This window comes from Thalassospira lohafexi (genome assembly GCF_002844275.1).
In the GTDB taxonomy this organism is placed as follows: Bacteria; Pseudomonadota; Alphaproteobacteria; order Rhodospirillales; family Thalassospiraceae; genus Thalassospira; species Thalassospira lohafexi.
Map to the genome: position 1 here is coordinate 312,576 of NZ_NXGX01000003.1, position 15,995 is coordinate 328,570.

Below are 15,995 nucleotides of genomic sequence, written 5' to 3' on the forward strand. Positions count from 1 at the left end.
AACCATCCTCGCTAGTCGCGTGCGGCATCCTTGTCGCTGATCAGGCGCACCAGCATCCGTTCAACCGGTTTAAGCACAATCAGAACAAACAGGGCCAAGACCGTGGCGATGATCACGATGTGCCACGCAGCAAGCGCACAGGCAATGCCAAGGGCGGCGGTGATCCAAACCGTTGCCGCCGTTGTCAGACCGGAAACCGTCATGCTTTTGGGCTGACGCATGATCACGCCAGCACCGATAAAGCCAATGCCGGTCAAAACACCCTGCAACAAGCCCTGCACAACGCGTGAAAGCGCATCAGGATGGTCAATCAGATCCTGAAAATGTACCGCAACGACCGACACAACAGCCGCCCCCAGACTGACAAGCGCCAAGGTCCGCATGCCGGTCGGCTTGCCGTTCACATCGCGGTTAAGCCCGATGATCATGCCAATCACCGTCGCCGCACACAGCCGCAGCACCATATCGATGACGCCAATATCAAAATATTTCTCGGCCGTCGCAAAATAGGGAAGGTCGGTCAGCATAAAACAGGATCCGCACAGTTTCAGGAATTCCCAAAACGCGGCACGTTCGAACAATGTTCCGACCCCGCGCATATGGAGCCGGTGTTCAGGATCAGATTTTCTTACCCGGCCCCACCATATCATTGCCCGGCAAAGCACCGCCGTCCATGTCACCTGCTTCTGCCATCAACCAGTCAAAGAACAGGGATATCCGCGGATCACGGTCGGGTGGATCAAGGGTAATCAACACATAATCGTAGCCAGTCGGGGCCATGCCAAGCGGGGAAATAAGACGCCCCGCTTTTAAATCGTCATACACCAGCGGCAAGGGACCAATCGCCGTACCAAGCCGGTTCACAGCCGCCTGAAGCGCAAAAAAGAAATGATCGAAATACTGTTCGCTGGCGGCGGTGGCTTCATTGCCACTGGCGCGCTTCCAAACCTCCCACGCATCCGGTCGGGTCCGGGCATGTAGCCAGCGGGCATTGGACAGATTTCCCGCAAGAATTGTTTCCCAGCAATCCGGATCACACACCGGCCCGGCATGTTCGGCCCAAAGACGGGTGGTGATGTACTGTTCTGAAATACCGTAATCCGCCCGCCGGATCGCCACGTCACAGCCATCGGCCAATAAATCCACCGGCCCACCGGCAAGGCGCAGGTCAATATTCAAGTCCGGGTTGGCTTCGCGAAATCTCCCCAAACGCGGCATCAGCCAGCGCATGGCAAGGCTGGGCTCGCACGATACCGTCAGGATCGGCGATGCTCCGTCATGACGGTGAATATCCTCAACCGCGCCATCAAGTCCGTTAAGGGCCGCACTGGTAGCCTTTAACAACCGTTCGCCCGCCGCGGTTAACCAGACCCGCCGGTTTCGCCGCACGAACAGCTCAACCCCCAATCGGTCTTCGATCTGGGCCACCGCCCGGCTGATTGCCCCGTGGGTCAGATGCAATTCTTCTGCGGCGCGCGAAAAGCTTTGATGACGCGCCGCTGCCTCAAAGGCGGGCAGGGCGGCAAGCGGCGGCAGATGCCGTTTTCTGTGAATATTACTCACAATAAATCCCGGTATTTTTCGATTTAATGGCCTTTGAAACAGTTTGATACTGATTTTACGCACAGATCAAGCCCCATCAAAGGACCGTTCCGTCATGCCCGACATCACCGCCGATATCCGATCCATGGAAATCATAGCCGTTGGCATCATCACCGTGCTTGCCGTAATCAGCCCCGGCCCCGATTTCGCCATGGTCACCCGCATCGCCCTTACCCGTGGCAGGCGCGCCGGGGTTTTCTGTGCCATTGGGATTGGCAGCGGCGTTTCAGTTCACCTTGCCTATACCCTGATTGGTCTGGGGGTTCTGTTTGCCAGTAATATCTGGGTGCTTAACAGCCTGCGCTATCTGGGGGCGGCTTATTTGATCTGGCTTGGTTTATCGGCCCTGTGGCCTGATATCCGCAAACTTCTTGGCCGCGCCAAAGCCGCCAATACCATGGATGTTAGCGCTAACATGGCAGCTTCCCAACCATCAGGAACGTCGGCACCGGGTACAGATCAAACCCGGAACGGGTCGGCCTTCTGGGTCGGGTTTGCCTGCAATGCGCTGAACCCCAAAACGATGCTGTTTATCGTTTCCCTGTTCAGTCAGGTGATTTCGCCCGACACACCCATCATCCAGGAAATCGGATACGGCATTTATATCGCCGTCTGTCACATGTTCTGGTTCGGGTTGGTGGCGGTCGCATTGACCTTACCCGCCGTGCAGGCCCGCATTTCTGCAATCAAAATCTGGATCGAACGGGCCGTTGGTTTGTGTCTGGCCGGGCTTGGCATCAAGCTTCTGGCCAGCTGAGATCAGATAAACAGCATCTCGCCATTTTGTTTGGCGTCGTTAAGGAATGTCACAACACCGCCGGTCTCAATCGAAAGCTCATCTCGGGTAGCTTGATCTTCAAGGCCCAATGCGCGCAAGCCCATTTCACAGACCATGAATTTGCCATCCAGTGATGCACAGGCGCTCAGCAATTCTTCGAATGTGCCGATCCCGCGCGTCGCATAGGACAAATCGATTGAAGTCGCGGTGGCCCCTTGGGCATCCGTGCGCAAATGTCGCCATCCGGACGGGGCCAAAAGCGCACGGCTGGCTTCCATGGTGAAAAACAGCGTGACTTCGCGGCCTGTGGCAAGGGCAGACGATGCCATTACGAGTGCGTAATGAACTTTTTCAAAGCTGCCGGAAAATACCACCAGCGACAGTTTCTTTGGACTTTCGGTCTCAGTGTTCATGGATCGACAGGTCCTTGATCGTGGCGTTTTGTGAACAAAGCGGGCAGCCCGGATCGCGGGGCACCTTGATTTTACGATAGGCCGCCGACAGCGCATCGACAATCAACAACTGACCCGAAAGCCCATCGCCAATGCCCATCAGTTCTTTAAGAACTTCGGTGGCCTGCATCCCGCCGATCATCCCAACCACCGATCCCAAAACGCCACCTTGCGCGCAGGACGGAATGGCGTCCTCGGGCGGGGGCGCATGATAAATACAGCGATAACATGGATGGGGCGCACCCAGATGGGCCTTGAATGTCGAAACCTGCCCGTCAAATCGCAATGCTGCGCCTGACACCAGCGTCTTGCCCGCCAAGTAGCAAGCGTCATTAAGCAAAAACCGCGTCTCGAAATTATCTGACCCATCGGCAATCACATCATAATCGCCAATCAAATCCATAACGTTGCCCGCATCAAGCCGGGTGTTATGGGCATGCACGGTGATTTCCGGGTTCATATCGGCCATGGTTGATTTTGCACTGTCAACCTTGGGCGTTCCGATATCGCGCATACCATGCGCGATCTGGCGTTGCAGGTTGGAAAGTTCCACCGTGTCGGCATCAACAATGCCAATCGTGCCAACCCCGGCTGCGGCCAAATACATCGCAAGCGGGGAGCCAAGCCCACCGGCCCCGACAATCAGCACGCGCCCCCGTTTAAGCATCATCTGCCCGGTGCCACCGACCTCTTTAAGGACAATGTGGCGGGCATAGCGCTGCACTTCATTTTCGTTGAAGTCAAAATCAGTCACGCGGGCGGGTTTCCTGTCAGATCAAATGCAACAGAGTAAAATCTCTGACTTCTGGATATAGCGTGGCGATCCCATCACTCAAGCAAAAGATTTGTTTTTCCCTGAACCACTGTCTTTTTCACAACCTGTTTCAGGGCGACACACACCAATACTTAGGCACATACCTAAATATTCTTGACGTAGCCCTGAAACTCAGTTTACTAAGGCACATGCCTTATCATTCAGACCCCCTTGATCTTGCGTTTCACGCCCTTAGCGACCCGACCCGCCGTGCGGTGGTCTCGCGGCTTGCCAGCGGTGAGGCGTCCGTAAGCGACTTGGCCGCGCCTTTCAACATGGCGCTACCGTCATTCACCCAGCACCTCAAAGTACTTGAGGAGTGCGGCCTGATCGCCAGTGAGAAGCGCGGGCGCAGCCGTTGGTGCCAACTGGTGCCAGAACGTTTCAACGAGGCGGCAGTCTGGATGGAGGCGGAGCGTCGACGCTGGGCCGAACGGCTGGATCGACTGGAACTTCATCTGGACAATCAGGAAGAAGGATGATGGACGATATGAAAAATCCGATTGAGACTTGGTCGCTGGACCGCGAGATCGTGCTGGCAAAGCTGCTGAACCATCCGCGCGACAAGGTCTTCGCTGCCTGGACGAACCCCGAGGCGCTGGCGAAATGGTATGGCCCAGAAGGCCTTGATATCGAAACCAAGGAGGCCGACATCCGCGAAGGCGGGGTGTGGCGGTTCGACATGGTCGGCACGTTCGAAGGCAAACCACAGCGCTTTGAAAACCATGTGCGCTTTCTGGAAATCATACCGAACGAGCGGATCGTCATGGACTATGGCACGCCCGATCCCAACGACCCTGAACGGTTCCGCATGACAGTGACTTTCGACGCGCAAAGCGACGGCAAAACTGTGGTGACGTTGCGCCAACTCCATCCGACCCGCGAACGACGCTTGGCGGTCATTGGCTTCGGCGCGGTGGAATACGGCTTGCAAACGCTCGACGGTCTTGCCGTCTGGCTCGACGGCTGAGCCTTGGTTGATCAGATTGGCAAGTGGTGGTGTGCACAACATCCTCAATAAAGAAAGGCCCGAAGCATATGCTCCGGGCCTTTTTTCCGACTGTCATTTAAGACAAACGCCTTATTGCAGACCGTCAAACAGTGGGGTCGACAGATAACGTTCGGCAAAGCTTGGAATGATGATGACAATGCGTTTGCCAGCATTTTCCGGCTTCTGACCAAGTTCAATCGCTGCCGCAACTGCCGCACCTGACGAAATGCCGGTTGGCAGGCCTTCGATGGCGGCCAGTTTGCGCGCCGTGGCAAAAGCGGTTTCATTGCCAATGGTCATTACGGTATCGATAAGATCTTTATTCAGGTTGCCCGGAATGAACCCGGCGCCAATGCCCTGAATTTTATGCGGTCCCGGTGCACCACCGGAAATAACCGGGCTGTCTTCCGGTTCGACGGCAACGATCTGAATGTTCGGGTTATGCTTTTTCAATACGTCAGCAACACCGGTCAGCGTGCCGCCAGTGCCCACACCCGAGACAAAGATATCAACGTTGCCGTCGGTATCTTTGAGAATTTCCTGCGCGGTGGTGTTGCGGTGAACTTCCGGGTTGGCCGGATTATCAAACTGCTGCAACATGATCGCACCATCAATCTCGGCCACCAGTTCTTCAGCACGGGCAACCGCGCCTTTCATGCCCTTGGCTGCCGGGGTCAGATCAATCTTTGCCCCCAGAAGCATCAGCATCTTGCGCCGTTCAATCGACATGCTTTCGGGCATGGTCAGAATAAGGTTGTAGCCCTTGGCCGCTGCCACAAATGCCAGCGCAATACCGGTATTGCCCGAGGTCGGCTCAACCAGGGTGGCACCCGGTTTGATCTTGCCAGACTTCTCGGCGGTTTCAATCATTGCCAGACCGATACGATCCTTGACCGATGCCAGCGGGTTGAAGAATTCAAGCTTGCCGATCAGATCCGCTTTTACGCCTTCTGCTTCTGCCAGACGCGAAAGGCGAACCAGCGGCGTTGCACCGATGGTGTCGATAATGCTGTCGTAAATCTTACCGCGAAACTCAGTCATGTTTTCCTCGCACTATTTTGTATTTTACCATCATGCACATACTCAATTTGTATTTAAACCGCTATTGCCCCGTGTCAAATGGGCTTTGGCGATTTGTACAGGATATGGCGTTTGATGGCGTACCCGTTGCCTGTAGATTTTAACGAACCGCAGCGGTTTCTTGTTGATTTAAGATACAATACACCACCGTCAGTTCAGAAGACTAAATAATGAAATCGGGGGATTCTTCGATCCCGCTGCGCAAACCGGCATCCCGTGCCCGATTGCACAAATCCTCGACCGTGATTTTCGCCAGTTGTACCATCATTTCATCTTGCAACTCGCGCCATAATGGCCGGACGACTTCCTTGCCAAGCGGCGATCCTGCCGGATCTTCAATCGGGTCATCGGATGTTTCCATCGCACGGATCACCGACACAATATCAGAAAGCGTGATGCGACGGCGTTCGCGCGCCAATCGATACCCACCGCGCGGGCCGCGTACACCCACCAGAATGTCAGCCCGGACAAGCTGTTGCAATGTCTGTTCAAGATAGCGTTTCGGGATGCCCTGACGCGCGGTGATATCGCGGCTTTGTACCGGTTCACCCGCCGCGTTATAGGCAATATCGACAACCGCCTCGATCGCAAACAGCATTTTCTTAGAAAGCTTTAACATCTTTTCTCGCTACTCCCCTTGTGGCCCCGACATCCCCCCAGATGCCATCTGGACCTGATTTCGACAGAGCATTCTTTGCATTACCCGCTGGTTCCAGCGGACCGTTCAAGCAGATACCGCACCCTTGGTACCAGTTGACCCAAATCCACCCGATCCACGCGCCGTTTCATCCAGATCATCAACCGCCTGCCACGCCACCTGTGTCACCGGTGCGACAACAAGCTGTGCGATGCGCATGCCGCGTTCAATTTCAAATGCCGCATCCCCGTGATTGATCAAAATGACTTTAATCTCACCACGGTAATCGGCATCAATCGTACCCGGGCTGTTGAGCACCGTGACACCATTTTTCGCCGCCAAGCCTGATCGCGGGCGGACTTGTGCTTCAAATCCGACAGGAAGCGCAATCGCAATACCTGTTTCAATCATTGCCCGTTTGCCCGGCGCAATCACCTGAACACCGTCAATCGCCGCCTGCAAATCGACGGCCGCCGACTGTGCCGTTGCATAATCGGGCAGCGGCAAATCCGCACCGTGAGGAAGTCGTTTCAAATTGACGGTCAAGCGCGTCATGGTTCTTCCTTGTCTTTTGTATCGCCGCCCCCGAAAGGGTCTAGTGGCATGGCAGTATGCTGATCACCTGTGCGCAAGCATCAGGCAAAATGGTCAATGATGCGCGCAGTCAGCATCCGGGCAACGCCGGTTTTGCTTTGACGTGGCCAGCGTTCATCGGTTTTTTCATCATCATCGGTAATCAGGCAGATTTCGTTCTGATCGCCACCAAAAGTCCCGGTATCGGGCGCAACATCGTTGGCCAGAATCCAGTCACAGCCCTTTCGCGTCCGTTTGGCGCGCGCATGCTCGGCAACATTTTGCGTTTCGGCCGCAAAACCGATCACAAGGGCCGGGCGGGTGGGGCCGGACGCACTGATGGTTGCCAGAATATCAGGATTTTCCAAAAGCTTCAGATCAGCGATCACGCCTGATCCGTCTTTTTTCATCTTCTGGTCCGCCGCATCTGCGGCACGCCAATCGGCAACAGCGGCGGCAAAAACCGCAATATCAGCCGGAAGCGCGTTTGTCACCGCCGCCAGCATCTCGCGCGCGGTTTCAACCCGCACCAAAGTAACCCCAGCCGGATCAGGAAGCGAAACCGGGCCGGACACCAGCGTCACATCAGCCCCCGCCTGCGCCAGAGATTCGGCAATCGCATGCCCCTGTTTGCCCGATGACCGGTTGGCAATAAAGCGCACCGGGTCAATCGGCTCAAAGGTCGGACCGCTGGTGACAATCGCCTTTTTGCCCAAAAGCGGCTTGGGCGCGTCAGCCGCCTCAAGGAAATCAAGCACGCTGGCAATGATTTCGGCTGGTTCAGCCAGACGCCCGGACCCAAATTCGCCACACGCCAGATCACCAGAAGACGGCCCAACACGCAAAATACCCCGGCTTTCAAGGGTTGCAATATTGGCCTGTGTCGCAGGATGGTTCCACATTTCAACATTCATCGCCGGTGCAATCATCACCGGCTTGTTGGTCGCAAGCAGGGCCGTGGTTGCCAGATCACCGGCCTGTCCGGTGGCCATTTTCGCCAGAATATCCGCACTTGCCGGAGCGACCAGAACAAGGTCCGCCTCACGCGACAATCGGATATGGCCCATTTCCGCCTCGTCGGTCAGGGAGAACAAATCCTGATAGACCTTGTTTTCCGTAAGTGCTGCAACCGACAACGGGGTGACAAACTGCGCACCGCCTTTTGTCAGGACCGCGCGAATGTTAATATCGCGGTCGCGCAACCGACGGATCACCTCAAGAACCTTATAGGCAGCAATGCCGCCCGAGATGATCAGAAGGATATTCTTTCCTGTGAGAGCACGTGGCACTGTGGTTACCAACTATTTACGGTTAAGAAGTGTGGTTAACCTACATTGTCGCATGATCACGTGCAAGCACCCAAAAAACGCAATGAAAAACGCCGCAAATCCGTTTGAATCTGCGGCGTTAAAACGATGCGTTCGCGATGATGGCGTTTATGGGACGGTATAAAGCATCCCGAACCACTGCCACCGTGATTGCGCGCCAAGGGCGGTGCAATTAATCCGCCAGCGACCAGACGCCACCGGACCATCCATGCGAATTTCGATCCGCTCATCGCCAAGCCGGCTCATGGTTGCCTGCCCATCAGACGGATAGCATGACACGTTTGGCGCAGGCTCCTTTAACGTAAAGCCAAAGGCTGGCGGGTTTCGTGTCAGGGTATAGTCGCCCGGTGTCACGTCGCTCACCCGCAACGGCAAAGAATTTGCCGCCAGGCTAAAGCGTTCCATCGCACCATAATGCTCGTTAAGGGCAAAACGCGGCAGATACATGAAATCTGACTCGTCGCTCATCGCACCACTTTGCTGACCAAACGCCGCCTTGTACCCGGCGTCCGTGACCGCCTTGATCACGTCATCATTTGCCTCACCGTAAGGATAAGCAAAGATTTCCGGGACAAAGCCGAGTTCTTCTTTAAACCGCTCTGCCGAATGGTCAAGTTCGGCTTTGACTTCATCAATCGGAAGGTCGGGCAAATGGGAATGATGCTGGCTATGCCCGCCAATCGTCGCCCCGTCGCGCACCATTTCGCGCACCATGTCCCAGGTCATATAATTGGAATAACCTGCGTCGATCTGCTCGCTTGAAACAAACACGGTAAATGGCATGTTGTTTTTACGAAAAACCGGCCATGCCAGCTCATAGACAGAACGATAGGCATCATCAATCGTGATCCCGATTGTCCGGTCGGGCAATCCGCCGCCGCCTTGAAGGGCGGCCACAATCTCGGGCACGCCCAGCACGGTGTAATTGCCGTTGGTCAGTTCCTTGATCTGGGCATCGAACTGCTCGGTGGTGATGTTGGTCGACGGGTAATCATTTTCGCCAAAGCGATGATACATGAAAACCACGGCCGATTTCGCATCACCGGTCGGTGTTTTGGCCGTCATTGCGTCATTGGTCGTTGTCGCCGCGGCATCATTTACATCGGCATTCGCCTGATCGGTCGTCACAGTTTCGGTCGGCACCGACTCCGCGCTAGAATTTGTTGTCTGATCGTCAGCTGATTGCGCCAGTACATGACCGGCACCAAATGTCAGTCCGACGGCGAATGAAATACCAACCACCACACTGCGCAGCATGGACATGGAAGTCATCCGTGTCGACGCGGTGGCCAATGCGTGCCCTTTGGCGTCAAATGTCATTTCTATTTCCAGTATTCTGCGAACCACTCCTCGTGGCGGACACCTGGTTCATGGCACCTCGCCCCAACATTGTGACCTCCGGCCACAGGAAGCGTCCCGTTTTTCGAGATCATCTTTCATATGAAAATACCAGTGAACCACTTGTTTTTCCACATTTCATATGGATAGGGCATGCACGGTTGCGAATTGTCCCTGTATGCTTAACTTTATGAAAGAGTCCTAACCCCCATCCAAATTGAGAGGTTCCATGCTTGATTCCACTGCACTTGATCTTCTGTTTCACGGCGCGCGCACCCATACCCAATGGCTGGACCGCGATGTTGATACCGACCTTCTCAAACAGGCGTGGGATCTGGCCGTGATGGGACCAACCAGTGCCAATTGCGAACCAATGCGGATCAGTTTTGTAAAATCCCCTGACGCCAAGGCACGGCTTAAACCCTGCCTTGCTGCCGGTAATGTTGATAAAACCATGGCCGCACCGGTCACCGCCATCATTGCCCATGACATGGAATTTTATGAAAAACTGCCCGATCTGTTCCCCCATACCGATGCCCGGTCATGGTTTGCCGGAAAGGATGATGCGATTAAAACAACGGCGTTTCGCAATGGGTCGCTTCAGGCGGGCTATTTCATTCTGGCTCTGCGCGGTCTTGGGCTTGATTGCGGCCCCATGTCGGGCTTTGACAATGCAAAACTGGACACGGAATTTTTTGCCAATACCCCGGTTAAAAGCAATTTCCTGATCAATATCGGTTACGGCGATGCAGCCAAACTGCATGAACGCAGCCCGCGTCTAAGCTTCGATCAGGGTGCCCGTATCCTTTAAGGACACAGCGACACCTCACAACGGGCAATCGTTGCCATCCGTTCCTGCGTCTGCGGTCTTTTTCAGGATCGCAGACGTTTTTTTTCAATTGCTTCATGACCTTGAAAACTGTCATCAAACTTTTATTTGATCTTTACCAGCGTATAACCATTTTAGGTCCACTTTTAGACCTGCGTACAGTAACAGGTCATCATACCTTCTCAACAGGAGCGTCAATTGGGTTTCAGCCAATTGTTACTTACGGCTTTGGCCGTTGCCTTTCCAGCAGGCATTGTATTCGTCGTCCTTGCGGCGATGGAACTGCTTGGCTGGGGCACGGCAGTCGTCGCCGCGACGCTTTCCTGGTTGGGAATTGCTGCGATACTGCGCATCTATTTTGGCGATTTGCGCCGGGTTGCCCGCTACGCCACCGATCTGCGCGACCGGTTCCGGGGAACACCGCCACAGCATCTTTCCTTTAGCGCGGCGTCTGAACTCTCATCGCTTTATACCCAGATCGCCAGTGCGTTTCGCGAACGTATTTCACATCTGGAAACCCAGACCAGCACCGATGCCGAAATCCTTGATCACCTGCCCAATCCGGTGGTGATGGTCAACCGGCACCGGGTTGTTACCGGGTTCAACCAGGCTGCACGTGGGTTGTTTCATAATCTTGAAACCGGGCGCGATCTCACGCGTTTTATCCGTGATCCGATCCTTCTGGACGCGTTTGATGATGTTGCCAACGAACGCGAAACCATGAAGCATGCCGAGTTCATTCTGGCCAGTGATGCACACCGTCATTTTGACGTGCTGACCGCACGCCTGCCCGCAGCAACCGGCGACCGAAATTTTGTTCTCAGCTTTTCCGATCTGACCGAGCTTCGCAAACTTGAACAGATGCGTGCCGATTTCGCCACCGATGCCGGCCATGAATTGCGCACACCGCTTTCAGTACTGCTGGGCTTTATCGAAACGCTTGAAGGTCCGGCCAAAGATGATCCGGATGCCCTTGCACAATTCTTGCCTGTGATGCGCGATCAAGGCCTGCGCATGCAGCATCTGATCGAAGATTTGCTGTCGCTGGCGCGGATCGAGTTGAACGAACATACCCCGCCGTCCGAGGATTGCGACGTTGGTAAAATCATTGGCAAGGTTGCTGAAACCCTTGCGATGAAAGCCGATGCCAAGGGCATGAAGATCCGCGTTGATCATGCGCTTGATAACACCGAAATCGTCGGCGACGAAAAGGAACTGACACAGGTGTTTGTCAATCTGGTCGAAAACGCCATCAAATACGGTCATCCCGATACCGATGTCGAAGTTTCGATTACCTTGGCCAAAACCCCACCCGGTGCGCTGGCCCGGTTCCGCCATGACCGTATCATGGCCGTCGCCATCCGCGACCATTCCGACGGCATCGCACGCGAACACCTGCCGCGCCTGACCGAACGGTTTTACCGGGTTGATACCGCCCGCTCACGTGCGGTTGGCGGAACGGGCCTTGGTCTGGCCATTGTTAAACATCTGGTGCAACGCCACCGCGGCACCATGATCATCGACAGCGAACAGGGCGTTGGGTCGGTCTTTACCGTCTATCTGCCGGCCAAGGCCAACAACAATATCCGCAAATTGCACAGCGCCTGACCCGTTCAGACAAAAAGGCCAGCACCGAAATGCTGGCCTTTTTTAATGTAAGTCGTTTTCTTATTCGTTTCGGCTACAGAATAAACTTCGAAAGATCGGTATCTTTCGACAGCTCTTCGACCTGCTCCCGGACATAGGCGCCATCGACTTTGAACGTCTCGCCCGCCCGATCGGTCGCGGTAAAGCTGATATCATCCAGTAGCTTTTCAAGCACCGTATGCAGGCGGCGTGCGCCGATGTTTTCGACCGCCTCATTCACACTGGCCGAAATGCGGGCAATTTCATCAATCGCATCATCGCTAAAGTCCAGTGTGACGTCTTCGGTCTTCATCAACGCAATATACTGCTTGATCAGGGAGGCTTCCGGCTCCATCAGGATGCGACGGAAATCGCCTTCGGTAAGCGCCTTGAGCTCCACCCGGATCGGCAAACGACCCTGCAATTCCGGCAGAAGGTCCGATGGCTTTGCCAGATGGAACGCGCCCGAACAGATAAACAGGATATGGTCGGTTTTGACCGTCCCGTGTTTGGTTGAAACGTTGGTGCCTTCGATCAGCGGCAACAAATCACGCTGCACGCCTTCGCGCGACACATCGCCGCCACGTTCCGACCGCGCGGTGATTTTATCGATCTCATCAAGGAATACGATGCCGTTCTGCTCGACATTATCAATCGCCTCGGCAGTAACCTTGTCATTATCAAGCAGCTTGTCGCCTTCTTCATCAATCAGACGCTCAAAGGCTTCTGTGACAGTCATGCGTTTGGGCTTGGTATTGCCGCCAAAGGCCTTACCGAACATGTCGTTCAGGTTCATCATGCCCATCTGGGCACCGGGCATGCCCGGAATATCGATGGTCGGCATCGAAGACGAACTGCTTTCCTGAACGTTGATTTCGATTTCCTTGTCCTGCAATTCGCCTTCACGCAGCATCTTACGGAATTTCTGGCGGGTATCAGCCGACGCGTTTTCACCCACCAAACCATCAAGAATACGTTCCTCGGCCTGCATTTCTGCCTTGGCCCGGACCTTTTTGCGCATGGCCTCACGGGTCAGATCAAGCGACACCTCGACCAGATCACGCACAATCTGTTCAACATCACGCCCGACATAACCGACTTCGGTGAATTTGGTGGCTTCGATCTTGATGAACGGTGCATCGGCAAGCTTTGCCAGACGGCGCGCAATTTCGGTTTTACCCACCCCGGTCGGGCCGATCATCAGGATGTTTTTAGGCAGAACTTCATTGCGCATGGTGTCGTCAAGCTGCTGCCGACGCCAGCGATTGCGCATCGCAATGGCAACCGCGCGTTTGGCTTCTTTCTGACCGATAATGTGGCGATCCAGTTCGGAAACCGTCTCGCGCGGGCTGTAATTCTGGGTCATTTTGGTGTTCCGTGTTGTTATTGCGACGGATGCGTGATCAGGGCCCGAAACGGCGCCCTGCCTATTTCGCATCCTCGATTTTTTCGAGCGTGACACTGCCATTGGTATAGACGCAAATCTCACCGGCAATCTTCATCGCCTTACGTGCGATTTCCTCGGCGGTCATGTCCTGATCCATCAGCGCACGGGCAGCAGACAAGGCATAATTTCCGCCCGATCCGATGGCGATAATGCCGTCTTCAGGTTCCAAAACATCACCCTGACCAGTCAAAACCAGCGAAATGTCGCGATCAGCCACCGCCATCATGGCTTCAAGCTTGCGCAAATAGCGATCTGTGCGCCAATCCTTGGCCAGTTCAACACAGGCACGCATGGTTTGGCCCGGATGACGGTCCAGTTTGGCTTCAAGACGCTCAAGCAGGGTGAAGGCATCCGCCGTCGCCCCGGCGAAACCGACAATGATGTCACCTTTCTGGCCAATCCGGCGGACCTTGCGGGCATTGCCCTTGATCACGGTCTGGCCCAGCGACACCTGACCATCACCGGCCACCACGACTTCATTCCCCTTGCGCACAGACAGGATCGTCGTGCCGTGCCAGCTTTGTTGTTCGCTCATGAATTATCCTTGAATATCATCCAATGCTTCGACCAAGAGTTAGCACGCACAACCGCCCGGTCAAGGGCCAAGGCCGATCATAGGGTTTTGTCGAATGGCAAATACTGTTTCAACGCCAAGACCCATAAAAAATTCAAGGCACAGTGCGCTAACTTGCTTTAGGCTTATGCCACAAAAGAATTTCAAAGAATGCAGGACCCAAACCCATGAGCAGCACCGATCTGACCCAATCCCATCTTGGCAAATGCATCCTTGCGGGGCAGGGAAAAATCAAGGCGGATCTGGTCCTGCGCAATATCGGGTTGCTCGATGTCATCACCGGTAACGTCACTGTGACCGACATCGCAATCCTTGGCGACCGCATCGTCGGTACCCATGACAGTTATGCTGGCGAGACCGAGATCGATTGCACCGGAAAATTCGCCGTTCCGGGCTTTATAGATACCCATCTGCATATCGAAAGCTCATTGGTCACCCCGCTTGAATTTGACCGCTGTGTCTTGCCACACGGTGTGACCACGGTTCTGTGTGACCCGCACGAAATCGCCAATGTTCTCGGTGCTGACGGGATTAAGTACTTCCTTGAATGTGCTGAACAGTCGGTGATGGACATCCGGGTCAACCTGTCATCCTGCGTTCCGGCCACCGCCTTTGAAACGGCGGGCGCACGGCTTGAAATCGAAGATCTTCTGCCGTTCCGCGATCATGAAAAGGTCGTCGGGCTGGCTGAAATGATGAACTATCCCGGCGTGCTCAACCTTGATCCGGGCATCATGGCCAAGCTCGAAGCCTTTCAGGATGGGCATATTGATGGCCATGCGCCGCTGGTGCGCGGGCTTGATTTGAACGGCTATATGGCCGCTGGCATCCGCACCGATCACGAAGCAACATCGGCCGACGAAGCGCGCGAAAAACTTGCCAAGGGCATGGCGATCCTGATCCGCGAAGGATCAGTCTCCAAGGACCTCGAAGCACTGGCCGAGATTTTGGATGAAAACAGCTCTAGCTTCGTGGCCCTGTGTACCGATGACCGCAATCCGCTTGATATCGGCGAAGAAGGCCATCTTGATAGTCTGGTGCGCCGCCTGATCGGACATTTGAAAGCCCGCAATTGCCCGATCCATCATGCCTATCGCGCGGCATCTCATTCCGCTGCGCGCATTTTTGGCCTGCGCGATCGCGGTTTGATCGGCCCGGGCTGGCGGGCCGATATCGCCATTCTCGATGATCTTGATACCTGCGATGTTAGCGCTGTCATCGCCGCGGGCCGCCGTGTCACCAACGATCTGTTTGCCAAGCGCAAAACCATCGACCCAGTCGGCCTGTCATCCATGAAGGCCACCCCCGTTGATGCGGCCGCATTTGCCTGCGACCCCAAACCGGGCCAAAACCAGACCCCGGTGATTAAAGTCAAACCGGGCTTGATCCTGACCTTCCGCGACGAAGCCACCCTTGAAATTGGCGAAAATGGCCTCAAACCCGATCTGGATAACGACGTGATCAAGGTCGCGGTCGTCGAACGCCACGGCATCAATGGCAATATCGGCAGAAGCTTTGTACGCGGCTTTGGCCTTAAACGCGGTGCGATTGCTTCCTCGGTCGGGCATGACAGCCACAACATCACTGTGGTCGGTGCAAATGATGCTGACATGGCGGCTGCGGTCAATCGCCTGATTGAAATGGGCGGCGGCTTTGCCGTTGCCGATAACGGCAAAGTCACGGCTGAACTGCCGTTGCCGGTCGCAGGCCTCATGAGCCTTGAGCCGTTCGAGGTGGTCGAAAAAGACCTGATTACGCTGCGCGCAGCGGCCAAGGATTTGGGCTGTGTGCTGCCCGAACCCTTCCTTCAGGTCGCGTTCCTCGCCCTCCCGGTCATCCCGCATCTCAAAATGACCGATCGCGGCCTGTTTGATGTCGATAAGTTCGATTTTGTTTGAGGGTTTTGCGGTGAAGACCGCTTTAATC

The 15,995-nt window shown here is 55.0% G+C and carries 17 protein-coding genes; 6 read left to right on the top strand and 11 right to left on the bottom strand.

Annotation, left to right across the window (positions count from 1 at the left end):
• Positions 1 to 11: 11 nt before the first annotated feature.
• Positions 12 to 527, bottom strand: coding sequence for an MgtC/SapB family protein (locus COO92_RS08385; protein WP_033369133.1), 516 nt, complete (start codon positions 525 to 527; stop codon positions 12 to 14).
• Positions 528 to 618: 91 nt separating this feature from the next.
• Positions 619 to 1,563 (bottom strand): LysR substrate-binding domain-containing protein, encoded by a 945-nt coding sequence (locus tag COO92_RS08390; RefSeq protein WP_101301332.1) that lies wholly within the window; start codon positions 1,561 to 1,563, stop codon positions 619 to 621.
• A gap of 94 nt (positions 1,564 to 1,657) precedes the next feature.
• Here COO92_RS08390 and COO92_RS08395 point away from each other — a divergent pair, with 94 nt between their 5' ends.
• Entirely contained in the window at positions 1,658 to 2,359 is a 702-nt protein-coding gene (locus COO92_RS08395) for a LysE family translocator (protein WP_101301334.1), read from the top strand.
• A 2-nt stretch (positions 2,360 to 2,361) separates the two neighbouring features.
• Here the strand turns inward: COO92_RS08395 and COO92_RS08400 are convergent, their stop codons facing one another.
• A complete protein-coding gene (locus COO92_RS08400) occupies positions 2,362 to 2,793 on the bottom strand; it encodes a DsrE family protein (protein WP_022733719.1) in 432 nt (143 codons plus the stop codon).
• Positions 2,783 to 3,586 carry a HesA/MoeB/ThiF family protein gene (locus COO92_RS08405; RefSeq protein WP_101301336.1) on the bottom strand — a complete coding sequence of 268 codons (804 nt, stop codon included), beginning with the start codon at positions 3,584 to 3,586 and terminating at the stop codon, positions 2,783 to 2,785. Before COO92_RS08405 ends, COO92_RS08400 begins: the two co-directional genes overlap by 11 nt.
• A gap of 209 nt (positions 3,587 to 3,795) precedes the next feature.
• Here COO92_RS08405 and COO92_RS08410 point away from each other — a divergent pair, with 209 nt between their 5' ends.
• Both COO92_RS08410 and COO92_RS08415 read left to right on the top strand, forming a co-directional pair.
• The gene (locus COO92_RS08410) at positions 3,796 to 4,128 is read left to right on the top strand and encodes an ArsR/SmtB family transcription factor (protein WP_101301337.1); all 333 of its coding nucleotides are present in this window, start codon (positions 3,796 to 3,798) and stop codon (positions 4,126 to 4,128) included.
• Positions 4,125 to 4,616: an SRPBCC family protein gene (locus tag COO92_RS08415; RefSeq protein WP_206186380.1), complete on the top strand. Its 492-nt coding sequence runs from the start codon at positions 4,125 to 4,127 to the stop codon at positions 4,614 to 4,616. Before COO92_RS08410 ends, COO92_RS08415 begins: the two co-directional genes overlap by 4 nt.
• 111 nt (positions 4,617 to 4,727) lie before the next feature.
• Here COO92_RS08415 and cysK read toward each other — a convergent pair whose 3' ends face one another.
• The 5 genes from cysK to COO92_RS08440 form a co-directional block, all read right to left on the bottom strand.
• Complete coding sequence (gene cysK / locus COO92_RS08420; RefSeq protein WP_022733715.1) at positions 4,728 to 5,678, bottom strand: cysteine synthase A; 951 nt, start codon at positions 5,676 to 5,678, stop codon at positions 4,728 to 4,730.
• Positions 5,679 to 5,880: 202 nt separating this feature from the next.
• On the bottom strand, positions 5,881 to 6,336 hold the full coding sequence (locus COO92_RS08425; RefSeq protein WP_022733714.1) for an RrF2 family transcriptional regulator: 456 nt from the start codon (positions 6,334 to 6,336) through the stop codon (positions 5,881 to 5,883).
• A 105-nt stretch (positions 6,337 to 6,441) separates the two neighbouring features.
• Positions 6,442 to 6,909 carry a dUTP diphosphatase gene (gene dut / locus COO92_RS08430; RefSeq protein WP_101301339.1) on the bottom strand — a complete coding sequence of 156 codons (468 nt, stop codon included), beginning with the start codon at positions 6,907 to 6,909 and terminating at the stop codon, positions 6,442 to 6,444.
• Between the two features lie 80 nt (positions 6,910 to 6,989).
• Positions 6,990 to 8,216 (bottom strand): bifunctional phosphopantothenoylcysteine decarboxylase/phosphopantothenate--cysteine ligase CoaBC, encoded by a 1,227-nt coding sequence (gene coaBC, locus COO92_RS08435; protein ID WP_101301341.1) that lies wholly within the window; start codon positions 8,214 to 8,216, stop codon positions 6,990 to 6,992.
• Positions 8,217 to 8,363: 147 nt separating this feature from the next.
• Positions 8,364 to 9,518 carry a polysaccharide deacetylase family protein gene (locus COO92_RS08440; RefSeq protein WP_240626373.1) on the bottom strand — a complete coding sequence of 385 codons (1,155 nt, stop codon included), beginning with the start codon at positions 9,516 to 9,518 and terminating at the stop codon, positions 8,364 to 8,366.
• Positions 9,519 to 9,822: 304 nt separating this feature from the next.
• Here COO92_RS08440 and COO92_RS08445 point away from each other — a divergent pair, with 304 nt between their 5' ends.
• The gene (locus tag COO92_RS08445; RefSeq protein WP_101301344.1) at positions 9,823 to 10,404 is read left to right on the top strand and encodes a malonic semialdehyde reductase; all 582 of its coding nucleotides are present in this window, start codon (positions 9,823 to 9,825) and stop codon (positions 10,402 to 10,404) included.
• Positions 10,405 to 10,620: 216 nt separating this feature from the next.
• Positions 10,621 to 12,030: an ATP-binding protein gene (locus COO92_RS08450; protein ID WP_101301346.1), complete on the top strand. Its 1,410-nt coding sequence runs from the start codon at positions 10,621 to 10,623 to the stop codon at positions 12,028 to 12,030.
• A 73-nt stretch (positions 12,031 to 12,103) separates the two neighbouring features.
• Here the strand turns inward: COO92_RS08450 and hslU are convergent, their stop codons facing one another.
• Positions 12,104 to 13,414, bottom strand: coding sequence for an ATP-dependent protease ATPase subunit HslU (gene hslU / locus COO92_RS08455; RefSeq protein WP_022733708.1), 1,311 nt, complete (start codon positions 13,412 to 13,414; stop codon positions 12,104 to 12,106).
• Between the two features lie 61 nt (positions 13,415 to 13,475).
• On the bottom strand, positions 13,476 to 14,030 hold the full coding sequence (gene hslV, locus COO92_RS08460) for an ATP-dependent protease subunit HslV (protein WP_022733707.1): 555 nt from the start codon (positions 14,028 to 14,030) through the stop codon (positions 13,476 to 13,478).
• A gap of 206 nt (positions 14,031 to 14,236) precedes the next feature.
• On the opposite strand from hslV, the gene ade reads away from it, so the two are divergent.
• A complete protein-coding gene (gene ade, locus COO92_RS08465; protein ID WP_101301348.1) occupies positions 14,237 to 15,967 on the top strand; it encodes an adenine deaminase in 1,731 nt (576 codons plus the stop codon).
• Positions 15,968 to 15,995 lie beyond the last annotated feature (28 nt).

Coding starts and splice junctions, on each gene's coding strand:
- COO92_RS08385 (WP_033369133.1), bottom strand. CDS start 527: ATGCTGACCGACCTTCCCTATTTTGCGACGGCCGAGAAATATTTTGAT.
- COO92_RS08395 (WP_101301334.1), top strand. CDS start 1,658: ATGCCCGACATCACCGCCGATATCCGATCCATGGAAATCATAGCCGTT.
- COO92_RS08400 (WP_022733719.1), bottom strand. CDS start 2,793: ATGAACACTGAGACCGAAAGTCCAAAGAAACTGTCGCTGGTGGTATTT.
- COO92_RS08410 (WP_101301337.1), top strand. CDS start 3,796: ATGCCTTATCATTCAGACCCCCTTGATCTTGCGTTTCACGCCCTTAGC.
- COO92_RS08415 (WP_206186380.1), top strand. CDS start 4,125: ATGATGGACGATATGAAAAATCCGATTGAGACTTGGTCGCTGGACCGC.
- cysK (WP_022733715.1), bottom strand. CDS start 5,678: ATGACTGAGTTTCGCGGTAAGATTTACGACAGCATTATCGACACCATC.
- COO92_RS08425 (WP_022733714.1), bottom strand. CDS start 6,336: ATGTTAAAGCTTTCTAAGAAAATGCTGTTTGCGATCGAGGCGGTTGTC.
- dut (WP_101301339.1), bottom strand. CDS start 6,909: ATGACGCGCTTGACCGTCAATTTGAAACGACTTCCTCACGGTGCGGAT.
- COO92_RS08440 (WP_240626373.1), bottom strand. CDS start 9,518: ATGTCCATGCTGCGCAGTGTGGTGGTTGGTATTTCATTCGCCGTCGGA.
- COO92_RS08445 (WP_101301344.1), top strand. CDS start 9,823: ATGCTTGATTCCACTGCACTTGATCTTCTGTTTCACGGCGCGCGCACC.
- hslU (WP_022733708.1), bottom strand. CDS start 13,414: ATGACCCAGAATTACAGCCCGCGCGAGACGGTTTCCGAACTGGATCGC.
- hslV (WP_022733707.1), bottom strand. CDS start 14,030: ATGAGCGAACAACAAAGCTGGCACGGCACGACGATCCTGTCTGTGCGC.
- ade (WP_101301348.1), top strand. CDS start 14,237: ATGAGCAGCACCGATCTGACCCAATCCCATCTTGGCAAATGCATCCTT.